The organism is Xylanibacter brevis ATCC 19188 (genome assembly GCF_000621725.1).
GTDB lineage: Bacteria > Bacteroidota > Bacteroidia > Bacteroidales > Bacteroidaceae > Prevotella > Prevotella brevis.
This window is the reverse complement of record NZ_JHXM01000003.1, coordinates 29,709-51,960: the sequence shown is the minus strand read 5'-3', so window position 1 is coordinate 51,960 and position 22,252 is coordinate 29,709. Positions and strand designations below refer to the sequence as shown.

Below are 22,252 nucleotides of genomic sequence, written 5' to 3'. Positions count from 1 at the left end.
ATGCTTAGTTTACAACTCACGACTCTATTGCAAAAGAACTTTCTATGCTATATGTTTACATTAGTAATCATATCATTCTCTGTTTTTTTGCCTAATGAGTCCAAAGCACAAAGGGTTGCGGAAGAACCTTTCGACCTATATGCGGAATGTGTAAACAATATTAGCGAGTACCACAAAAAATACCCGCGCATAGATATTGTATATGGAAATCAGAATCAAAACGCAGAAGGGATTGTGGTTGTTATAAAGCCTTTTCCTGAGCGAGCATGGGCGTCACCTCTTCACACTTCAACGGTGCCAAGTAACAATTTTAGGGTATGGATAGAAGCTGGTCAACAAAGTCTAAGTGGGTGGAAACGCTTTGGCCTTTTCGAGTCTGATGCACAAACGCTACAATACTTGGATATACAAAGAAAAGATAAATCGCCTTTTGCTCTTTTCCTTCGCAAAGATGAACTAATAGAGCGTATCCCACATGGGGACCCGCATTACACTACTCCTATTTTCAACTTTAGTCTTCGATTATATTTTGCTCGCTCTCTTACATCTAAATGGCCATCGGAAACAGCTCTTCCTATAGCCCATCCATATACGGTAAAAAATTGGAGTTACCACTACTATCCTAATGAGATTTTTCTAAGTAATAAAGTAGAATGGTCAGATGAAGCGCATCTGTATATGGACAAATATCCCCAGAGGAAGTATTACTTTGACAGAGAGATGGTTTATGAAGACGCTGGTTGGTTTTTCAATATGAGTTATGGAATCAAGAGTCATATTAAAGATAAGATCAACGAAAATCACTATGTTATTTTAACCTTTTGGAAGGATGAAGCTCATACAAAACCATTAAATATTGAGTATTTCAAAAAAAATCTCTGGATTGGAGGCTTTTCGAATAATCCTGCAGAGATGGAAACGAATCGTAATTATATCGCATATCCTCATAAAGGGTTTGATGACTGGTCTTTATTCGTACCATATCGAGCTATTGATTATTGGGGAAGGGAAGGTATTGAAGCGACAAAAGACAACCATGTGTGCTATGGTTACTATACGCTTACTTTGAGTAATGATGGCAAAAATCCGGTAAATAATCACGATTATGATTATGAAGGGTGGGTTAGTCTTGAAATAGAAGTCATAGAGCCACCCGTAGATCCGTGCGACACATGCCTACATCTGGAAAAAGAGACTTGTGTAAATAAAACAGGTGAATTCAGCATACCAATGGGGGACGGATGTACAATTGAATTTGAAGAATATCACATTTGGACTTCTTGTAAAAAGTGCGGATGTTCCTTGGACGATAGGCCGATTACCAAGTTTATTGGTGATCGTTGCATACAACATAACCTGAAAGAGATTAATAGAAATCTAATTGGCGTCTTCAGAAAGGTTGATGATAATGACTATAATATTATAGTCGAAACAAAAGTCTTTGATGTTAGGTACAAGTGTCAGAACTATTGTTGTTATTATACGAATTCAAAGCGAGACACTATTAGTGAGACTATCATCTCGCCACCTCCACCACCATCTGGATGTCCCCCTCATGACTGGCTTTATGGACCTGTTCAATGGTTAAGCCAGACTAAGCAGATTTCTGTTGAGAAAGTTATACGGCCTCCATATAACGAAGCCTCGATAGACTTGTTGCTTGATTCTACTGGTATTAAGATGAATAGAATAAGTGAATACACATATATTTCTGAATTGCCTGTTAGTCGAAAGCAATGGATAGATGTTAATCGTTACAATAACTATTTGGGTTTTCCAAAAGAAGATGCTGGACTACTTACTGGTATTACTTATCAGGAAGCATTTGACTTTATTGAGAAACTTAATAGCAAAGATTTTGGTTTTAATTTCAAAATCATATTCTCTTTGCCTTCAGTAGATGAGATGCGACAATTACTGAAAAAGAAACAGTTGAACTTGGATAATTACAAGGTTCAGGAGATTACTTCTTTTTATGTCGACAGTATAGAAGTATATGATGGTAAGAATCGACTCGTGCCAGCAGATAAGCTTGCTACAGCACCAGAGGGCGCAAAATTGCGTATAATGGTTGGGCGCATGGATATGGATGGACAAGTGAAAATGGTTGATATTGCCACATATGACGACAATACGGCCTTTTATCTTAAAGCCATTACATCTGAGAAGCATGCTATCAAGACTATTGCTCAGCCTGGTAAGTTTTATGCTATCTACTTCAAGTGGTGCAGAAAATGCGGAATGGTTGAGCATGTTGTAGAAAACCGCTTCTTTAACATGAGGTACCACAGGACATTTGTTAGGAATTAAATATTATCAGTTCTAAAACTTATTGTTATGAAAAAAAGATTAACAACACTAATTGTAACACTTCTACTGATAGTTGGAAGTATAAGTGCTCAAGGACAGTTCCCCTCCGTTTATAATGAAGGATATATGGGACTTGACGGGGGGCGTGTTATTTATTTCTTTCAATATTATTGGGGAGAAATCGTGAGTGGAACACCAGGACAATGTCTTGGGTTGAAGGCGCCTGGCGCAAAGAAAATAATCAGTACTATCACGAGGGATTCTGGAGATGATGATTCCCCTAAGAAAAGTGAATATGAGCTGTACCCTAATGGTCTTATGAAATGTGCCAAAGATGTAGGCGTGAAAGTATTTAATTACGATACGCAATGGAGGCTGCAGAATATCATGAATAATCAAGGAAATGGCGAGCTAATTTGCAAATATGTCTATGACAAGAATAATCGTCTTGTTAAATGCATAGAAGATGGCGCAAATGGTGAGTATATTTACAAATATGAAGAAAATAACGCCCTTGCGGAAATGACGAATAATGTACAGCGTTATTTCTTTAATAACGATAAGTTCATAAAAGAATTCGAAATGGAAGGCGACTACTTTCTTTCGCTAACATACGATCAACAGGGTCGCTGGACTGGATATGTTGAAATTTCACCAGACTACGATGAATGTACCTATAAAACACAGGTTATATTCAATTATAAAGGAAATGAAGTTTTTCCATCAAGTATTACAAAACGCTATGGGGAATTTGATCTTCAAACAAAGAAGAATGTAGGAACACAATATACCAATACTTATCAAAGTACTTTTATATTTGATAGTAAAGGTAATTGGACTAAATGGAAGGTTAAAAAGCTCTCAGGAAACCTTTATGACAGTAACTCCTTTACTATTACACGTACTATAACTTATTATACTGACGATGAAGTGAAAAAAGCTGTTGCCGAATTAGAACAGGCAAGAAAAGGCTCTGTGGCAAACGGCAAACAAGAGAAAGAAGACCTTTGGGAGTTTTGATTAATAATATAAGGAAATAGTCAAGGTGTATATTGTCAGTACTTTTATTAGAGGATGTGAAGCAATTAACTAATGATTATTAATTAACATTCAATATGAAAAAGATTATTTTTTTATTAATGACTATCGTCCTGCTGTGCATGGGATTCACAGCATGTGGAGGCGGCAGTTCGCCTATTAGTAAATACTGCAATTCCTTGGAAAAAGCAAGGGAAAAGATGTATAAAGGAGAGAACACTAATGGTGAAATGATATCAGAAATCGCTGACCAGTTTATGGGACAAACATTAGCAACGGAATTGGATGATAATGTATCCTTTGATATTATAGAGCCTTTTACAGTTATTAGCGTTTCTCCTTTATATGGCGGTATTGAGTTTGAAGCTATCATCAAAACTGACAGACCTCAAGATTATGTATATATTGCATGCAACAACAGTGAACCAATAATCATATTGAATTACGATCCAGAGTGGAACGAGGATGAGTCCTGCAATATCAGATTCTTCCTCAATGTGGGAAATATTATCCAAGGTGGTGAGAAGGCAGATGAGAAGTTGCGCGGCATAAATCGTGTGGTTATTACAGAATATGGCTCAGAATTATTCCAAAGGGTAAACAATTAACTAATATAAAATGACTATGAATAAGCTTTTATTAAAATCAATGGGAGCGGCTATTGTATGCATTACAATGGCAGCATGCAATGATGTCCCAAGCAATAGTAATAACAATTCTGATATTCCTTCTGATGGCATATTGGGAGAATATGGCCCGTATTTTTATGATATGATGACGGAAATAGATATTACTATTCCACAAGCCATTAAAGAGTTAATAAAAAAAGGTGAGGAGGAAATCGACTTGGAAACAGGTAAGACAAGCGACGAAATAGGAAAACAATACAAAGAACTTAATGAGAAACGTGAAGCTCTCCAAGTAGAACTCAAACAAAAAGTACAAGAGGCATCCGCTGCATTACAAGGAAAAGAAATAACGACTCTAATAGAAGACGGAGCGCCACTAAAGATTGTAGAACCTTTCAAAATAAAAAAACTTAGCGGAAGTCTTCAAATGGAATGTGAATGTATTGTTGAATTGACCAAGGAAAGTCCTGCAGACTATATTCATAAATACAACGGAAGTATGCTTATGAAAGCAGAATGTAAGAACGATAGTGATGAGATTGTATCTGCATACCGAAAAAACACAATAAGCATTGTTGGTGGCTCATGGCCGGATGATGTATATCCAGCTGGAACTCAGTTCATTATTAAAACAGAAGTAAGTGCCGGATATACATCTGAAGGTATCAGTAAGGGATTATTCCAAATTCATCATCTTACAGTTTGTTGGTCTGCAAACCATTTCGTGCTTGAAAATAGAAAATTAGGACCAGTCGAAATCGATAAACCTATATCAAATCTTCCCCAATCAGTAGCAGGGCTATATGACAAGTTTGAACATAAAATTGAAACTCATGAAGATGAAATGGACGGTGAGTGGGTAGAAGAATACTACTTGTTCACCAAGGATGGTAAAAAGGCTTTCCGTATTAACATAATTGATGACGTAGCCTACGACATATGTTTGTTAGAAGGCTCAACAAATATAAAAGACCGCGACGGAATCTACGTGGGCTATTCTGCACGAAAACTGTTTATACAAAAGAAAATGGACTGGGAGAACGACTACGCAGGCTGGGTCTATGGAAAAGCACGAGACTATACCTATTATATTAAAACTGCTGACCTTGTAAATCCTGACTCTGAAATACCTTATAAGGCAGAAGACATAAAGGAGGATGCAAAGATCATAAGAATAGACTATCGGTAGCTTATCAAAAGAGGGCTTGTCAAATGACAGCCCTCTTTTTTTTATTCAGACGCATAGGACGCCAGGGTACAGGTACCTGTCATCTCTGGCATGATGCAAAGATACAAATATTATTTGTAAAGACAAAGGAATATCTCGAAAATAAAAAAAAAGTGCCCTTCTCACGAAGAACGCTCTTAAAAAATAATTATTGATAGAATCACATAAACACCTCACGCGCATATATTGTGTTAATAATCGACAGACGTAATTTCTTCATCACCTTCATTGTCCACAGATTCAGTAAAGTGAATCTTCATCTCATTTTTTAACTGGTGCTCGATGTTTAGTAATCCTATGTATAAATCTTCTATATCTTTCTGATTTATCTCACTTTTATCCCAATCATTTTGTTTCTCTAACTTTTTCCTTACGTAGCCTATTTTAGACGTTAGTTTTTTTTCACCAAAAATACAACATGGGTGAGTACGTGCGCTCCATAAAATGGGATTGCAATGCTTTACTCATTTTCTCAAAATTATTGCGATGCTTTTTCCCAACATTAACATCAAAAACGTTCTTTAATATAAATTCCATAATAAGATTGCATTATATTTGGGCGCAATCGAATCACCTGTCCTGTGATACGTTCGGGATACGTGGACAAAGGCTCTTATTCGATTGCCATGCCTTCGACAAGACTTCCACGCCTTCTTCTACTTGAGATATGTAACCATCAAAATCATCTAATGCGTAACTTACATTATTGGTATTTGTTTCGTCAAATTCATATTGGAAGATTTTTCTGATTACACCGTTAGTACAAGGAGTCTATTTGGTTCTTTATAGTCCCTGTTATCGTAAATGGTGCTGAGACCACTTTTACACATAACAGAAGTAGAAAGATGATAATTATGAATACTTGTTTTCTCATAATTATAATTGTTTTATGGTTGATAATAGTTCTGCAAAAGTAAGATAAAAAAAACGAGTCAACCAATAGGAAGACCCGTTTTTCTTGAAATATCAGTTAAATATTCTGTGTCGCTTTTATCTAAGTCCCATGCGGGCCTCTACCACATTAACCACATAATCGCCAAGTTTCTCGCACTCGTTGATGAGGTCGATATAGATGGTACCCTCGGCATAGGTATAAGCGTGGTTGTTGACATCGATGATGTTCTGAGCCTTCAGCTGGTTGCGGTAGTTGTTGATCTCGTTCTCGATGTTGAATGTGCGGTTCACGTCGTAGGCTTCCTTGCGACCGCTCATCAGCTGGTTCATCTGCGTCAGTGCCTGATCGGTGAGGCCCATCATCTGGTGCAGGTGATTGTATTGGTTCTCGATAAAGTGGTCTTTCTTGTCGCTGAACTTGCGGTTGATGGTGCGAGCCATGTTGAAGCACGAGTCGCCGATAGACTCCAGCTCGCTGACCTCGCGAAGCATGGCGCGAATCTTTGCCTTGGTCTCGTCAGAGAGGTGAGCATCGCTGACGCTCTCCAGGTACTTGGCAATCTCGAGCTCCATGTTGTCTGAGATGCTCTCGTATTTTTCGATGCGCGTGAACAACTTATTGAAATCGCTCTCGTTGTTTTTCTTGTTTTTGTTGGTGGTGCTAGACGACATGTTGAGCAGGTCTTGAACCATGCTGAACATGCGCTGCATGCGCTGACCAAAGGCGCGAATCTCTTTCTGGGCTTCAAGCACGGAGAGCTCGGGAGTCTTCATGAAACCAGCGGTGATAAAGTGCAAACGGAAGTCTTCTTCCTCGTCCACCTTCTTGGGTTTGATGACCCAGCAAACGAACTTCTCAATCTGTGGGATGAACCAAATAAGGATGCTGGCGTTGATAATGTTGAAACCCGAGTGGAAGGCTGCCAGCGTGAACGTGAGCTTCTTATCGGTTGACATGTTGACCATATCCTGATGCAGGGCGTTGGTGCCAATATAATCTACGGCCCATACAACGCCGTCAACAAACCAATAGAACACCATAAGTATCCAGATGACGCCAAACACGTTGAAGAACATGTGGGCCAAGGCGGCACGACGGGCCTGCGTGTTGGCCGAGAGTGCAGCCAGGTTTGACGTGATGGTGGTGCCGATATTCTCGCCCAGCACCAAGGCAATACCCATGTAGATAGGCATGGCACCACTGCCGCAGAGCAACATGGTGATGGCCATGACGGCTGCCGACGACTGTACGCAGAAGGTCAGCACGCCACCTAAGAGCAGGAACACCAGGATGGTGAGATAAGAATCGGTGGGAAACGACTCGAAGAAGTTGAGCACGTCGGGGTTGTGGCCCAAGTCCATGGCCTGGCCGGTGAGACGCAGCGTGGTGAGTCCTAACAGCAGAAGGCCCAATCCAAAGAGGAAGTCACCGATGTAACGGTGCTTCTTCATGTAGATCATGATGATGCCAAGGAAGAAACCGATGTAGCTGACAATGCTGATGTCGAACGATGAACCCAGCGCCATAATCCATGCGGTAAACGTGGTTCCAATGTTTGCACCCATGATGACCGAGATGGCTTGTGCCAATGTGAGAAGGCCAGCATTAACAAACGATACAGTCATCACAGTGGTGGCTGTTGATGACTGTACAGAGGCCGTTACGACAGAACCTGTAAGAAGACCTGTAAGACGATTGGAAGTCATAGCTCCCAGTGCGTGACGCAACTGAGGGCCGGCCATCTTCTGCAAGGCTTCACTCATGGACTTCATACCAAACATGAGAAGTGCCAGTGAGCCGAGCATCGTGAATAGTGTAATCACCATAAACGTTGAAATGTTTTTTTTTGATTATGAATTTGGGGACAAATTTAATAAATAAATTTTAATTATGTGGTAATATGACTTTTTTTTTGTAATTTTGAAGCGTATTTTCCACTACTAATCAAAACGGGAAAGATATGGAGAAAAAGATAAACGTGTTCTGTAAGAACATAGGAAAAATGCTTGAAGTGCCCATGGGATGCAACCTGCTGGACATCTTTAAGATTTCAGGGCTGACGATGGAGTATGGTCCTGTGTGTGCACGTGTCAACAATAAAATAGAGGGCATCCACTTTCGTGTGTATAAGCCCAAGGAAGTGGAGTTCCTGGATATGTATTCGCCCACGGCCATACGTACATATACGCGTACCTTATTTTTTGTATTATGTAAGGCTTGTCACGACCTCTACAACCCATGCAGGGTGAGCATCGACATTCCGGTGTCGAATGGCTATTATGTGGATCTGGACTTGGGACGCCCCGTCACGGTAGAGGATGCCGGCAAGATACGCCGCCGCATGCAGGAGATTGTGGATGCGGGCTATCCTATCCATCGCCATGAAACCAGCACCGAAGAGGCCATCCGCCTGTTCACCGACTTGGGCTCTATGTCGAAGGTGAAGTTGCTGAAGAGTCGTGGCGAGATCTTTACCACCCTATACGACATAGATGGTTACTATGATTACTACTACGGCTCGCTGCTGACCACCACGTCAAATCTATACCTCTTTGGCGTAGAGAAATACTACGATGGCTTGTTGCTGCGCATACCGCAGCCCCAACACCCTAATGAGTTGGGCGAGCTGGTGATGCAAGACAAGATGTTTGGTATCTTCAAGGAGAGCCACCGCTGGCAGCAGCTGATGGGCATGAGAACCGTGGGCGACCTGAACGAGGCTATCCAGAATGGCTATAGCAACCTGCTGATACAGGTGAGCGAGGCCCTACAGGAAAAGAAGATTGCTAAGATTGCTGATGATATAGCCAACAGAAAGGGAGTGAGACTGGTGCTGATTGCCGGTCCGTCGTCGAGCGGTAAGACCACTACCTGCAAACGTCTGTCGGTGCAGCTCATAACGAATGGTATCAAACCGGTGCCTATCTCGCTGGACGACTACTTCCTGGATCGCGACCTAACTCCGAGAGATGAGACTGGCGACTATGATTTCGAGAACCTTCATGCCCTGAACCTGCCCTTGCTGAACGAACAGATGAATGCTCTCTTCAGGGGCGAAGAGGTGGAACTGCCTCGTTATGACTTCCCGACAGGAAAAAGCGTGAAAAGTGGCAAGAAACTGCGCCTGGCAGACGACCAGGTGCTGGTGATGGAAGGTATTCATGCCCTCAACCCAGAACTGACTGCAGGTGTGCCGCAAGAACAGATCTATCGTGTTTATGCCTCGGCACTTACCACCCTGTTGCTGGATAGTCATAACTACATTGCTACTACCGACAACCGACTGTTGCGCCGCATCGTGCGCGACCATAAGTACCGTGGCGTATCGGCACAGGAGACCATTCGCCGCTGGCCATCGGTGCGCAGGGGCGAGAACACGTGGATATTCCCATTCCAGGAACATGCCGACCAGATGTTCAACTCGGCCATGCTCTTCGAGTTGGCCGTCATCAAGAGCCAGGCGGAACCGCTGTTGGAACAGGTGCCCGAGAACTGTCCGGAGTATTCGGAGGCCTACCGATTGCATAAGTTATTGAAATATATTAAGCCAATACCAGAAGACCAAATTCCGCCAACGTCGCTGCTGCGCGAGTTCCTGGGCGGGTCGTCTTTTGAATATTGATGACTAAAACATTTTTTAACTAGAAATTAGTTCTCTGCAAAGTACGGATTATAGAAAGAATTTGTTATCTTTGCAGAGAATTTTTTGATAACCATAAAACACTTTTTTCGAAGGTATTATGATACAGACAGTTGTGAAGCGCGACGGACGAATCGTCGGGTTTAACGAGCAGAAAATCATCGCTGCCATCCGTAAGGCGATGATGACCACCGATAAAGGTGAGGATGACAACCTGCTCAATCAGATAACAGATCATGTGGCCCAGCGTGGTGAGACACAGATGACGGTGGAGCAAATCCAGGATATGGTGGAACTGGAGCTGATGAAGTCAAGTCGTAAGGACGTGGCTCAGAAGTATATCGCCTATCGTAACCAGCGTTCTATTGCCCGTAAGGCAAAGACCCGCGACGTGTTCCTGGATATCGTGAACATTAAGAATAATGATATCACGCGCGAGAATGCCAACATGAATGCCGACACACCTGCTGGCATGATGATGAAGTTCGCTTCAGAGACCACCAAGCCCTTTGTCGATGACTATCTGTTGTCGGCCGAGAGTCGTGATGCCGTGACACACAACTATCTGCATATCCACGATAAAGACTATTATCCCACGAAGTCGTTCACCTGTGTACAGCACCCGCTGGACCACATCCTGAACTGTGGCTTCATTGCCGGACACGGTGCATCGCGCCCCGCCAAGCGTATTGAGACAGCTTCGGTGCTGGCTTGTATCTCGCTGGAGTGTGCGCAGAACGAGATGCACGGAGGTCAGGCTATCCCTGCATTCGACTTCTATCTGGCACCCTTTGTACGCCTGTCGTATATCGAGGAGCTGAAATATCTGGAGGACTTGAATGGTGAGGACTACTCAGCCCTCTACCAGGAGCCGCTGCTCGACTATGTGAAACAGCCTTTGGATGGTTTGAAGGGATTGGACCGCGTGCGCCAGCATGCCATCAACAAAACGGTGGGACGCGTGCATCAGGCCATGGAGGCCTTTATCCACAATATGAACACCATCCACTCACGAGGTGGTAATCAGGTGGTGTTCTCGTCTATCAACTACGGTACAGACACCTCGGCAGAGGGTCGTTGCGTGATGCGCGAGTTGTTGCTCTCTACCTACGAGGGTGTAGGCGGTGGCGAAACGGCCATCTTCCCCATTCAGATATGGAAGAAAAAGCGTGGTGTGAACTACCTGCCCGAGGATCGTAACTTCGATCTCTATCAGTTGGCATGTAAGGTGACGGCCCGTCGTTTCTTCCCGAACTTCCTGAACCTCGATGCCACGTTCAACCAGAGCGAGGAGTGGCGTGCCGACGATCCTGAACGCTACCTGCACGAGGTGGCAACGATGGGATGCCGTACGCGTGTGTTTGAGAACCGTTTCGGACCGAAAACCAGTGTGGGAAGAGGTAATATCTCGTTCTCGACAATGAATATCGTACGTCTGGCGCTGGAGTGCCGCGATATCAAAGACAAGGAACAGCGCATCGGTCAGTTCTTTGCTAAGCTCGACGACCTGTTGGAAATCACGGCCAAGCAGTTGGACGACCGCTTCCAGTTCCAAAAGACCGCCTTCACCCGACAGTTCCCCTTGCTGATGAAGAGCTTGTGGATTGGTGCTGATAAGTTGGGCCCCAACGACACAGTGGAAAGCGTGATTAACCAGGGTACACTGGGCATCGGTTTCATTGGCCTGGCAGAGTGCTTGGTGGCTTTGATTGGAAAACATCACGGCGAAAGTGAGGAGGCTCAGGAACTGGGACTGAAGATTGTGACCTACATGCGCGACCGTGTCAACGGATTCTGTGAACAGTATCATCACAACTATTCTGTACTGGCAACACCTGCAGAGGGACTGGCCGGACGCTTCACAAAGAAAGACCGTCGCGACTTCGGCAGTATTCCTGGCGTGACAGATCGCGATTACTATACCAACTCAAACCATGTGCCTGTGTATTACAAGTGCTCGGCACGTCATAAGGCAGAGGTTGAGGCTCCCTATCACGACTTGACCCGTGGTGGACACATCTTCTATGTGGAGATTGATGGTGACGCTACACACAACCCACAGGTGATTATGAGCGTGGTTGACATGATGGACCGCCTGAATATGGGCTACGGCTCGGTGAACCACAACCGCAACCGCTGCATGGACTGCGGCTACGAGAATGCACAGAGCGACCTGAAAGCTTGTCCAAAGTGCGGTTCAACCAATATCGACCGCCTTCAGCGTATCACTGGCTATCTGGTGGGCACAACCGACCGATGGAACAGCGGTAAGCTGGCTGAGCTCAACGACCGCGTGACACATATTGACGATGGTGATCAGAAACTGTTTTCATGATTAGCGTATTAAGCATTATAGAAGATACAATGGTGGATGGTCCGGGATTCCGGACCTCCATTTATTGTGCTGGTTGCAGACATCAATGTGCTGGCTGTCATAACCCGCAGTCGTGGGATTTTGAAGGCGGTCATACTATGACGACCGACGAGATTATGAGCGTCATAGAGGCTGACCCCTTTGCTAACGTGACCTTCTCGGGTGGTGATCCGATGTATCAGCCCGAGGGCTTTACCGAGTTGGCAAAAGCCATCAAGTCACGTACTGACAAGGATATATGGTGCTACACCGGCTTTACCTATGAGGCACTGGTGAGCAATCCGCGCCAGAAGGCACTCCTGGAAAAGATTGACGTGTTGGTGGACGGTCCGTTTGTGAAGTCACAACGCGACGAAACACTTCACTTTCGCGGCTCACGCAATCAGCGTCTGATAGACGTGCCTGCCTCGCTGCGCGAAGGTAAAGTGTGTCTTTATAAAGAATAAGTTACGGATTATTCTATCTTCTTGGGGTTTTTGCTGCGCACCTTAAAGCGGTCGAAGCCCTCTCCGTAAACACCAATAACGGCACTTTGAGAAACAAAAGCGTTGGGGTCTATCTCGTTGATGATGCGGAAGATCACATCGCTCTGTCGGCGCTTGGCCAGAACAAAGAGCATCTTGACCTCTTTGCCAGAATAGAAGCCATGGGCATCAACGACGGTACATCCACGATGAGGCTCGCGATTGATGCGCTGGCCAATCTCCTCGTACTTGTCACTGATGATGAAAAACTGCACCGAACGGCGCATGGAGTTCACGACCTGGTCTATACAGAAAGAGGTGACATAGAGAACCACATAGCCATAGATCACGCGTTCGATATCGCCTAGTACGAAGTAGCTGCTGGAGATGATGACGACGTCGCAAATCAAGATGACGCGTCCCAGTGAGATATCACGGTATTTGTTGATGATAGCCGCAATGATGTCGGTGCCACCGGTAGAGCCATTAGCAGCCAAACCCAAGCCCACGCCACTGCCACAGAAAACGGCACCGATGATGGCGGCCATGAATGGCTGGTCGCGGAGCAGATGAACCGTGATATATTGCGGCATGATGGTCAGTGCGGTGGTCAGCACAGAGACGGCAAAGATGGTCTTCAAGCAGAATTTAAATCCCAGGATACGCAGGGCGATGAGCAACAATACAGCGTTGATGAGGAAGTAGCTGACGTTGATGGGAATGCCTGTGGCCCAGAACAATATAGATGATACACCCGCAACACCGCCCGTAGTGATGTTGTTGGGCAAGAGAAATACGGTCCATCCAATGCTATAGCTGATCATGGCGATAGCCAAAAGTGTGTAATCACGTATTTCGGTCCAAATGTTAACTTTAGAAAAACTCATCTTTTGCGTTATTGTGTAATTCAGATGCAAAGGTACAAATATTTACTAATTATATACATATAAAGGTGAAATTATTTTTATTAAAGTCTGTAATTCATAATTATTTCTTAATTTTGCAGTCGAAATTGAGAAATTAGCTAATGAAGAAACTTTTTATTGAGACTTACGGCTGCCAGATGAACGTGGCAGACTCGGAAGTGGTGGCATCGGTCATGAAGATGGCAGGCTATGAGAACTGCGAGAATATTGATGAGGCCGATGCTGTATTCCTGAACACCTGTTCGGTGCGTGATAATGCCGAACAGAAGATCTATCATAGATTAGAAGCGCTAAATGCTGTGAAGCGTAAGCGTAGTTTGGTGGTTGGCGTGCTGGGTTGCATGGCAGAGCGTGTGAAAGACGACCTGCTGCAGAACCATGGTGCCGACCTCGTAGCAGGTCCTGATGCCTATCTGTCGTTGCCCGATCTGGTAGCGCAGGCAGAGCTGGGACATAAGGCTATCAATATTGAACTTTCTACAACCGAGACCTACCGTGATGTAGTGCCTCAGCGTATTGGTCTTGGACATAAGATTGGCGGTTTTGTGAGCATCATGCGCGGTTGTAACAACTTCTGTCATTACTGTATTGTGCCCTATACTCGCGGTCGTGAACGTAGTCGTGATGTGGAGAGCATCCTGCGTGAGGTGCGCGACTTGCGTGACCGCGGTTTTAAGGAGGTAACCCTGCTTGGCCAGAATGTCAACAGCTATAACTTCGAAGGTATGGGATTTCCAAAGTTGCTGAAGGCTGTGGCAGAGGAGGCTCCCGAGCTGCGTATCCGTTTTACGACCTCGCATCCTAAGGATATGAGCGACGAGACCCTTCAGGTGATTGCTGATATGCCTAATGTCTGCAAGCATATCCACCTGCCAGTGCAGAGTGGTAGTGACCGTATCTTGAAGTTGATGAACCGTAAATACACGCGTGAGTGGTATTTGGACCGTGTTGCTGCCATCCGTCGAATCATCCCTGACTGTGGCTTGTCAACAGATATCTTTGTGGGCTATCACGACGAGACCGAGGAAGATCATCAGTTGTCACTGTCGCTGATGCGCGAGGTGGGTTATGATTCAGCCTTTATGTTCAAGTATTCAGAGCGTCCCGGCACGTTTGCCTCAAAGCATTTGCCTGATAATGTGCCAGAGGAAGAGAAGATTCGTCGATTGAACGAGATGATTGCATTGCAGACAGAGATTTCTGCCCAACAGAACAAGAAGGATGAGGGCAAGGAGTTTGATGTGCTGGTAGAAGGCTTCTCAAAGCGTTCGCGCGAGCAGTTGTGCGGCAGAACAGAACAAAATAAAATGGTGGTCTTCGACAAGAAGAACCACCATATAGGCGAAACAGTTCGCGTGCGTATCACGGGTAGCACCAGTGCTACTTTGTTGGGCGAAGCCCTTTGATGCGTTCGGGATGACGTTTTCTGTACGCTTCGATGCGTTCGGCATACGCCCGGTCTTTCTTTCGAGAGAGGTCGGGCGTAAATTTTGTATATTCGGGAATGGCCTTTCCGTAGTCTTGGATGTGGGTGTTTGCCCCCTTCTTAATCACGCAAACAGAGTCGTAGAGCGTGTGCTGGTACACCTCGTAGGCAGCCATGGTTAGCGTGTCGCCAGAGATGTTCACGGTCTGATAGTAACGGCTAGAGATGCCAAACTTGTCGAAACGGTCGTCAAACTGGATGTAATAGTTCTTTGGTGAACAGTGGCTGACGGTATAGATGGGCGTGGTGGCTTGGCCCTCGTCGGTGTGGCGAGTCATACGTCCGTAGGCATGTTCGTGGCCTTGCAGCACGAGGTCAACGCCATACACCTCGATGAGGTCGTTGAACATCCAGCGCTGAATCAGGTTGTTGTTGCCTTTCAGAGAGAAAAGAGGGTGGTGGAGCACCACAATCTTCCAGCGGGCAGTGCTGTGCTTGAGCTGTTCTTCTAGCCAGTTGCGCTGGGTGAAGAGGTAAGGAAACTCGCGGTTGCTGTCTAACAAGAAGAACTGGGCGGGACCGTAGTGAAACGTAAACACTTGATTGTCGCCAACCTTCGAGTCGAGATAGTAAGAGTGGATGAGCGAGAAGCGGCGCTCCAGCGATACGATAACCCCTTTCAGGTAATCGTGATTGCCGGTGACGCACACCAGTGGCAGATGCTGAGCCACGCTGTCGAGGTCACGAAAGGTCTCTGTCCAGTGCTGGTTGGTGGGACGTTCCGTCAGGTCTCCGCCACAAACCAGGAACTCACTCTGTGGGTGTCGGTGGAGAGCCTCACGGAGGAAGCGGTTGGCCTCGCCGTAAAGGGTGTCTTGAACATCTCCCACGTAGAGGAACGAGAGGTCGTCGTGCGTCTGTTTGCTGGTGTTGAAATGATACCACTCAGAGGCCTTGCCGTCTGTCACTGCCCGATAGGCATAGCAAGCGTTGGGTTGCAGGTTGCGCAGTCGGGCCACGTAATAAGCAGCCTTTCCGGCGCGAGACTCGAAGACCTCGCCATTGGCAGAAATCTGGATGGTGTCGCCATCGGGCAACTGTGCCAATTCCAGGTGCGACGGGCGCACCATGCTGTCGCCTTGCCAGCTCACATTGCGTGCCCATTCTGTGGAGTCGCCAAAGGTCAGTAGCACCCAGTGAGGTGTGCTGTTGGCGGTATAAGGCTCTTCGTCAGGGTTGTGGAACCATACGTTCCAACGGCTATAGACCCAAGACCCGAGACCCACCAATAGAAGGGTGGCGATGGTCCAGGTTACTTTTCTCTTCATTCTTTTCTGTTTCATTGGTCGCAAAATTACTACTTTTTCTTTGAAAAGTGCCATATTATATCCACTTTTTTGTAACTTTGCACTCGCTTTTAAAGACGAATATTATGAGAAGAACATTCTTTAGATATCCCGTTGTGGGCTTGGTTAGCAATTTATTTGTCATATTCTTACTGTTCACGTTTTGCAGATTGGTTTTCTTGTTGGTAAACTGGTCGCTTTATGCTGATACAATGACGTGGGGCCATGCTGCCAGTCTTTTTGCTGCGGGTCTCATCTTTGATACCACTGCCATTCTTTATACCAATGCGTTGGTTATCTTGCTGATGCTGTTTCCCTTGCATTGGAAAGAGCGGAAAGGATATTACCAAGTGGTGAAATGGATTTACGTGGTTTGCAACTCTGTAGCTATATGGGCAAACCTGTGCGACTGCGTCTATTTCCCATATACGGGAAAGCGAACCACCACCTCTGTATTCTACGAGTTTAGTCATGAGGGCGTGGGCGGAATGACAAAGATTATGGGCGAACAGTTCTTGGCAAACTGGTATCTGGTATTGTTGGCCTTTTCCCTGTCGTGGCTGTTGTGGAAGGTGTTCCGCCCGCAGCAGGTGTCGGCGGTAAAGGCGTCCTGGCGCTATTATGCCACTCAGACCGTGATACTCGTGGCAGCTGTTCCGCTGGTCGTTGCCGGTATGCGCGGAGGCTTCTCGCATGCTGTGCGCCCTATCACCATCAGCAATGCCAATCAGTTTGTGGATCGTCCGGCAGAGACAGGCATTGTACTGAACACACCTTTCAGCATCTACCGTACGCTCAGCAAGAAACCCCTTGTGACTCCCAGTTATATGAGCGAGGAAGAGGCACTGTCTTTCTATACGCCCATCCATGTGCCCAACAACTCGGTGGCCTTTCAGCCCAAGAACGTAGTGGTGCTTATACTCGAGAGCTGGGGCAAACAGCACATGGGCTACTACAACCAGACCTTGCGTGGCGGTGCTTACAAGGGCTTTACTCCTTTCGTGGATTCGCTGATTGCTCATGGCGCTATCACTTGGAGATATTCTTATTCGAATGGCCGAAAGAGTATCGAAGGAATGCCTTCCACGCTGTCGTCGCTGCCAAACTACGTAGAGCCGTTGTTCCTGACGCCTGCCTCCCTGAACCATATGTCAGGTCTGGCGCGTGAGTTAGGCGAGAAGAAAGGTTATACCACCGCCTTCTTCCACGGTGCTCAGAACAACTCGATGGGCTTCCAGGCTTTTGCCCGTGCCACCGGTTTCCAGCGTTATTATGGCAGAACAGAGTATAACGAGGATCCGCATTTCAATGGCGATAAAGACTTTGATGGCACCTGGGCTATTTGGGATGAAGAGTTTATGCAGTTCTATGCCGCTCAGATGAACAAGATGAAGCAACCCTTTATGACTGCTTTGTTCTCGGCAACCTCGCATACGCCTTTCAACCTGCCCGCACGCTACAAGAACGTGTTCCCTAAAGGCGAGATTCCCCTGCAAGAGTGTGTGGCATATACAGACCACGCCTTGAGACAGTTCTTCAAGGAAGCCAGCAAACAGCCTTGGTTCAAGAATACCCTCTTTGTGTTGACGGCAGACCATAGCAGTTCGCCCATAGACCCCTTCTACAAGACAACATTAGGACTGTTCAACGTGCCTATCATCCTGTATGCGCCCGGCGACGAGTCGTTGCGTGGCTATGACACCCAACGTGTGGTGGAACAGATTGATATCATGCCTACGGTGCTGGCTTATCTTCATTACGACCAGCCTTATCTGGCCTTTGGAAAAGATATGCTGCATACGCCAGCAGAAGAGACACATGCCCTGCACTGGGTGCCAGAGAGCAATGGCTATGAGTTTGTGAAAGGTCCATACGTGCTGGAGTTCGACGGACAAGAAGTGACGGCAGCTTACCGTTATCGCACTGACTCAGTCTTTAGTAAGAACATACTCAAGGAGGTGCCTGCCGACACGCTGCAGCACATGACCAGTCAGATGAAATCCATTATCCAGCAGTACATGTATCGTATGAATAACGATAAGTTGGTGATAGCTCCATCTGCGAAACATCAATAGGATAGGGCGTTTTCCTAATTTTACACGTTATCGTACCTGTTATTTGGATTTATATTCGTATCTTTGCAAACAAATAATATAAATAGAAAAAGAAGATGAAAGAATTCCTGCAAGTATTACGTAGGTTTGTTCCTCCATATAATCGATATCTTGCTGCGTCGGTATTTTTCAATATCATGTCGGCCGTTCTCAATATATTCTCGTTTGCAGCATTGATTCCAATCTTACAGATACTGTTCCAGACGGGTGAGACTGATGCCGCGAGTGGCTATATGGCATGGGACTGGAGCGATGTTCAGGCAGTGTTGATGAATAACTTGAATTTTTTTGTTAATTGTCTGATTCGCGATTATGGTCAAACAACGACGTTGCTGTTTATCGGCTTGTTCCTGGCTGTTACCACCCTGCTGAAGACAGGCGCCTATTTCCTGACGTCGGCATGCATCGTTCCTATTCGTACAGGTGTGGTTCGCGATATTCGTAATCAGCTTTATCAAAAGATTACGTCTTTGCCCTTAGGGTTTTTCTCTGAAGAACGTAAGGGTGATATCATTGCCCGTATGAGTGGTGATGTGCAGGAGGTGGAAAGTTCTATTATGTCGTCGCTCGACATGCTGTTCAAGAATCCTGTGCTGATTATTGCGTATTTCTGTACGATGCTCTTCATCTCATGGCAATTGACCCTCTTTACCCTTGTTATTGTCCCTGTGATGGGATGGGTTATGGGTGTTGTCGGCCGAAAGCTGAAGCGTAAGAGTATTGAGGCACAGGCTTTGTGGAGTGATACCATGAGCCAAGTGGAGGAGACCTTAGGCGGTCTTCGTATTATCAAGGCCTTCTGTGCAGAAGATAAGATGAACCAGCGTTTTGACCGTATCAACTCCCAGTATCGTGATAATCTGATGCGTGTGAACATACGTCAGTCGTCTGCCCATCCTATGAGTGAATTCCTGGGAACGGTCATGATTGTTATCGTGTTGTGGTTTGGTGGTATTCTGGTGCTCAACAACCAGACAATCACAGGTCCTACGTTTATTTACTACATGGTCATTCTTTATTCAATTATCAATCCATTGAAGGAGTTCTCAAAGGCAGGTTATAATATTCCGAAGGGATTGGCTTCTATGGAGCGTATTGATAAGATACTGATGGCTGAGAATACTATCGTAGAACAGAAGAATCCTAAACATATTGCTTCGTTTGAACACGAGATAGAGTTCCGCAATGTGTCGTTTAAGTATGCCGACCAGTGGGTGCTGAGAAATATTAATCTTGTTATCCCTAAAGGAAAGACAATAGCCTTGGTGGGACAAAGCGGAGGCGGAAAGTCCACACTCGTAGACTTGATACCTCGTTATTACGATGTACAGGAAGGTGAGGTGCTCATTGATGGTATCAACGTGAAGGATTTAGGCATACATGACCTACGACAGCTTATAGGAAATGTCAATCAGGAAGCCATTCTTTTCAATGACTCTTTCCGCAATAACATCTCCTTCGGCGTAGATAATGCAACCGATGAACAAATCATCGAGGCTGCTAAGATTGCCAATGCCTATGAGTTTATTACGCAGAGTGAGAATGGCTTTGATACGAATATCGGTGACCGTGGCGGACGCTTGTCTGGTGGACAGCGCCAGCGTGTCAGCATAGCCCGGGCCATATTGAAGAATCCTCCCATCCTGATTCTTGATGAGGCTACTTCTGCTCTTGATACGGAGAGTGAACGCTTGGTACAGGATGCATTGGAACGCCTTATGAAGACGCGCACGACTGTAGCTATTGCCCACCGATTGTCAACCATCAAGAACGCGGATGAGATTTGTGTTCTCCATGATGGTCGTATTGTGGAAAGAGGCACACATGATGAGCTACTCAATATGGATGGCTATTACAAGAAACTGAATGATATGCAGTCGCTGTGAAAAGTAGTGTGAAATATCTGTTGAAGTTTTACCTGTTGACGGTACTCTTCTTTGTAGTAGCCAAACCTGTGTTTATGCTTTGCTATAAGGCAGACCATCCGTTTGGCTTGGCAGATGTGGGAGAAGTGATATGGCATGGGCTGTCGCTTGATCTTTCAACGGCTCTTTATTTCCTTATTGTTCCCTTCTTACTCGTAATAGCTAATATATGGGTACGGATACCGCGTTGGGTATATCGTACTTATTATGTTATTATCGCTATTGTCTTTTCTTTGGCTTTTGTCGCAGACACGAGCCTCTACGCTTTCTGGCAGTTCAAGCTTGATGCTCTATGTCTAGGATATCTGGATACCCCTACAGAGGCCTTTGCAAGTGTCAGTACGGGATATTTAGTGATGAGAGTCTTCTTCTGGCTTTTGTTTGTTATAGCGTTATTTCTTTCATATGACAAGGCTGCAAAACCCTTGCAGAGACGTGGCACTTGGCACGAAGTCTTTCTTTATTTGCTGCTGGCTCCTCTAATAGTCGTTGGTATTCGTGGCGGACTAAGCGAGTCAACGACCAACATTGGACAGGTGTATTACAGCGAAAATCAGTTCCTGAACCACTCGGCTGTCAATCCTCTCTTTTCCTTTTTGTATTCTCTTGGTAAGTCAAGCGATTATATTATTGACTACAACTATTACGACGATGATACGTGTCGCCAGTTGACAGAAGGCTTCTATAATACGAAGAGTATCGACTCTGACACGCTTCTCAAGACATCCCGACCCAATATTCTGATTGTTGTCATGGAGAGTTGTGGCGGACAGTTCACGGAGATAGGCGGAAACAAGGATATAACTCCCAACTTAAACCGTCTTGCCCATGAGGGAGTTTACTTTACTCAATGTTACGCGAACTCATGGCGTACGGACAAAGGCGTGGTTAGTATCATGAGTGGATATCCTGCATTGCCCGTTACTTCTATCATGAAAATACCAGAGAAGAGTCGTAAGTTGCCATCCATTGCGTCGGCATTGCATCAGGAAGGCTATACGAATAGTTTCTACTATGGTGGCGATATTAATTTCACCAACATGCGTAGCTATGTGATGAGCACAGGCTATGAGCATTTAAGATGGAAAGCTGATTATAGTCGTGATGAGCAGAGTACTGCAAAATGGGGAGTGAGAGACGAGATCATGTTTGAGTCGTTGCTTAATGATATCAAGGCAGAACCATCGGACGGACCTTGGATGAAGACCTTGCTCACCCTGTCTAGTCATGAACCCTGGGATGTTCCTACCCATGATATTGATGATGAGGTGTATAATGCATTCAACTATCTTGATAAGTGCGTCGGACGTTTTGTGGCTCAACTGAAGAAATTGCCGGCATGGGACAATCTTCTTGTTGTCATATTGCCCGATCACGGCTATCGCTATAAGAACATCAACGAAAGTACTCGCCTCTTCAATCATATTCCTATGATATGGACAGGTGGCGCGGTAAAAGAAGCTAAGCAGATTCCTGCGATATGTAACCAGAGCGATCTTCCTGCCACTCTTTTAGGCCAGTTAGGCATTCAGCATGACGACTTTACGTTCAGTCGTGATGTACTCAGTAAGAGTTATACTCGCAGTATGGCATTCCATACTTATACAGAAGGCATGAGTATGTATGACTCAACGGGCTTTATGGCCTACAATATCGATGTGGAGAACTTCGTTGCTAAGGAGGGAAAAAATAGCGAGCGACTCATGCAGCAAGGAAAGGCCCTGCTACAGCTCATCTCGCACGATCTCATCAATAAATAGTGTGCCCAACATCATTGCGGCATAGACGAAGAAAAGTTAAGCTTTTGATAGAGAAAAGTTAAGCTTTTTACAGGGAAAAGTTATGCTTTTTAAATGTAAAAGTAACACTGTTGTTTTGTTTCAGACTCTAGAAGTGTCGCATCTAGAGTCTGAAACTTATCATTTTAGACTTTAGAT

The 22,252-nt window shown here is 45.3% G+C and carries 14 protein-coding genes; 11 read left to right on the top strand and 3 right to left on the bottom strand.

The annotated features are described in order from the left end of the window. Nucleotides 1-51: 51 nt before the first annotated feature. The 4 genes from T433_RS0102170 to T433_RS0102155 all read left to right on the top strand — a co-directional run bounded on the left by T433_RS0102170 (nucleotide 52) and on the right by T433_RS0102155 (nucleotide 5,166). A complete protein-coding gene (locus T433_RS0102170; protein ID WP_027454677.1) occupies nucleotides 52-2,310 on the top strand; it encodes a hypothetical protein in 2,259 nt (752 codons plus the stop codon). Nucleotides 2,311-2,337: 27 nt separating this feature from the next. After that, nucleotides 2,338-3,330 (top strand): hypothetical protein, encoded by a 993-nt coding sequence (locus T433_RS0102165; RefSeq protein WP_027454676.1) that lies wholly within the window; start codon nucleotides 2,338-2,340, stop codon nucleotides 3,328-3,330. 95 nt (nucleotides 3,331-3,425) lie between these two features. Further along, nucleotides 3,426-3,956, top strand: a complete 531-nt coding sequence (locus T433_RS0102160; protein WP_027454675.1) for a hypothetical protein — start codon at nucleotides 3,426-3,428, stop codon at nucleotides 3,954-3,956. A 16-nt stretch (nucleotides 3,957-3,972) separates the two neighbouring features. Beyond that, nucleotides 3,973-5,166 (top strand): hypothetical protein, encoded by a 1,194-nt coding sequence (locus tag T433_RS0102155; RefSeq protein ID WP_155808285.1) that lies wholly within the window; start codon nucleotides 3,973-3,975, stop codon nucleotides 5,164-5,166. A gap of 1,029 nt (nucleotides 5,167-6,195) precedes the next feature. On the opposite strand, the gene T433_RS0102150 is transcribed toward T433_RS0102155, so the two are convergent. Next, nucleotides 6,196-7,926 (bottom strand): Na/Pi cotransporter family protein, encoded by a 1,731-nt coding sequence (locus tag T433_RS0102150; protein ID WP_044109084.1) that lies wholly within the window; start codon nucleotides 7,924-7,926, stop codon nucleotides 6,196-6,198. A 134-nt stretch (nucleotides 7,927-8,060) separates the two neighbouring features. On the opposite strand from T433_RS0102150, the gene T433_RS0102145 reads away from it, so the two are divergent. The 3 genes from T433_RS0102145 (at nucleotide 8,061) to nrdG (ending at nucleotide 12,560) form a co-directional block, all read left to right on the top strand. Further along, nucleotides 8,061-9,722 (top strand): nucleoside kinase, encoded by a 1,662-nt coding sequence (locus tag T433_RS0102145; protein ID WP_027449973.1) that lies wholly within the window; start codon nucleotides 8,061-8,063, stop codon nucleotides 9,720-9,722. Nucleotides 9,723-9,840: 118 nt separating this feature from the next. Further along, nucleotides 9,841-12,075 (top strand): anaerobic ribonucleoside triphosphate reductase, encoded by a 2,235-nt coding sequence (locus T433_RS0102140; RefSeq protein ID WP_027454672.1) that lies wholly within the window; start codon nucleotides 9,841-9,843, stop codon nucleotides 12,073-12,075. After that, on the top strand, nucleotides 12,072-12,560 hold the full coding sequence (nrdG, locus tag T433_RS0102135; protein ID WP_027454671.1) for an anaerobic ribonucleoside-triphosphate reductase activating protein: 489 nt from the start codon (nucleotides 12,072-12,074) through the stop codon (nucleotides 12,558-12,560). Before T433_RS0102140 ends, nrdG begins: the two co-directional genes overlap by 4 nt. 8 nt (nucleotides 12,561-12,568) lie before the next feature. Here the strand turns inward: nrdG and T433_RS0102130 are convergent, their stop codons facing one another. Next, entirely contained in the window at nucleotides 12,569-13,465 is an 897-nt protein-coding gene (locus T433_RS0102130) for a YitT family protein (protein WP_027449970.1), read from the bottom strand. A 140-nt stretch (nucleotides 13,466-13,605) separates the two neighbouring features. On the opposite strand from T433_RS0102130, the gene miaB reads away from it, so the two are divergent. Then, complete coding sequence (gene miaB / locus T433_RS0102125; protein WP_027454670.1) at nucleotides 13,606-14,910, top strand: tRNA (N6-isopentenyl adenosine(37)-C2)-methylthiotransferase MiaB; 1,305 nt, start codon at nucleotides 13,606-13,608, stop codon at nucleotides 14,908-14,910. Here the strand turns inward: miaB and T433_RS0102120 are convergent. Further along, nucleotides 14,885-16,258 carry a purple acid phosphatase family protein gene (locus T433_RS0102120; protein WP_027454669.1) on the bottom strand — a complete coding sequence of 458 codons (1,374 nt, stop codon included), beginning with the start codon at nucleotides 16,256-16,258 and terminating at the stop codon, nucleotides 14,885-14,887. The two genes, miaB and T433_RS0102120, sit on opposite strands and share 26 nt — an antisense overlap. 104 nt (nucleotides 16,259-16,362) lie before the next feature. Here T433_RS0102120 and T433_RS0102115 point away from each other — a divergent pair, with 104 nt between their 5' ends. The 3 genes from T433_RS0102115 (at nucleotide 16,363) to T433_RS0102105 (ending at nucleotide 22,075) form a co-directional block, all read left to right on the top strand. Further along, entirely contained in the window at nucleotides 16,363-18,351 is a 1,989-nt protein-coding gene (locus tag T433_RS0102115) for an LTA synthase family protein (RefSeq protein WP_027454668.1), read from the top strand. Between the two features lie 95 nt (nucleotides 18,352-18,446). Beyond that, on the top strand, nucleotides 18,447-20,276 hold the full coding sequence (locus T433_RS0102110; RefSeq protein ID WP_027454667.1) for an ABC transporter ATP-binding protein: 1,830 nt from the start codon (nucleotides 18,447-18,449) through the stop codon (nucleotides 20,274-20,276). Nucleotides 20,277-20,284: 8 nt separating this feature from the next. Next, nucleotides 20,285-22,075, top strand: a complete 1,791-nt coding sequence (locus T433_RS0102105) for an LTA synthase family protein (RefSeq protein WP_155808283.1) — start codon at nucleotides 20,285-20,287, stop codon at nucleotides 22,073-22,075. Nucleotides 22,076-22,252: the final 177 nt, after the last annotated feature.

What these genes read in the sequence shown, in the direction of transcription:
- T433_RS0102170 (WP_027454677.1), top strand. Translation starts at nt 52, where the DNA reads ATGTTTACATTAGTAATCATATCATTCTCTGTTTTTTTGCCTAATGAG.
- T433_RS0102165 (WP_027454676.1), top strand. Translation starts at nt 2,338, where the DNA reads ATGAAAAAAAGATTAACAACACTAATTGTAACACTTCTACTGATAGTT.
- T433_RS0102160 (WP_027454675.1), top strand. Translation starts at nt 3,426, where the DNA reads ATGAAAAAGATTATTTTTTTATTAATGACTATCGTCCTGCTGTGCATG.
- T433_RS0102155 (WP_155808285.1), top strand. Translation starts at nt 3,973, where the DNA reads ATGAATAAGCTTTTATTAAAATCAATGGGAGCGGCTATTGTATGCATT.
- T433_RS0102150 (WP_044109084.1), bottom strand. Translation starts at nt 7,926, where the DNA reads ATGGTGATTACACTATTCACGATGCTCGGCTCACTGGCACTTCTCATG.
- T433_RS0102145 (WP_027449973.1), top strand. Translation starts at nt 8,061, where the DNA reads ATGGAGAAAAAGATAAACGTGTTCTGTAAGAACATAGGAAAAATGCTT.
- T433_RS0102140 (WP_027454672.1), top strand. Translation starts at nt 9,841, where the DNA reads ATGATACAGACAGTTGTGAAGCGCGACGGACGAATCGTCGGGTTTAAC.
- nrdG (WP_027454671.1), top strand. Translation starts at nt 12,072, where the DNA reads ATGATTAGCGTATTAAGCATTATAGAAGATACAATGGTGGATGGTCCG.
- T433_RS0102130 (WP_027449970.1), bottom strand. Translation starts at nt 13,465, where the DNA reads ATGAGTTTTTCTAAAGTTAACATTTGGACCGAAATACGTGATTACACA.
- miaB (WP_027454670.1), top strand. Translation starts at nt 13,606, where the DNA reads ATGAAGAAACTTTTTATTGAGACTTACGGCTGCCAGATGAACGTGGCA.
- T433_RS0102120 (WP_027454669.1), bottom strand. Translation starts at nt 16,258, where the DNA reads ATGAAGAGAAAAGTAACCTGGACCATCGCCACCCTTCTATTGGTGGGT.
- T433_RS0102115 (WP_027454668.1), top strand. Translation starts at nt 16,363, where the DNA reads ATGAGAAGAACATTCTTTAGATATCCCGTTGTGGGCTTGGTTAGCAAT.
- T433_RS0102110 (WP_027454667.1), top strand. Translation starts at nt 18,447, where the DNA reads ATGAAAGAATTCCTGCAAGTATTACGTAGGTTTGTTCCTCCATATAAT.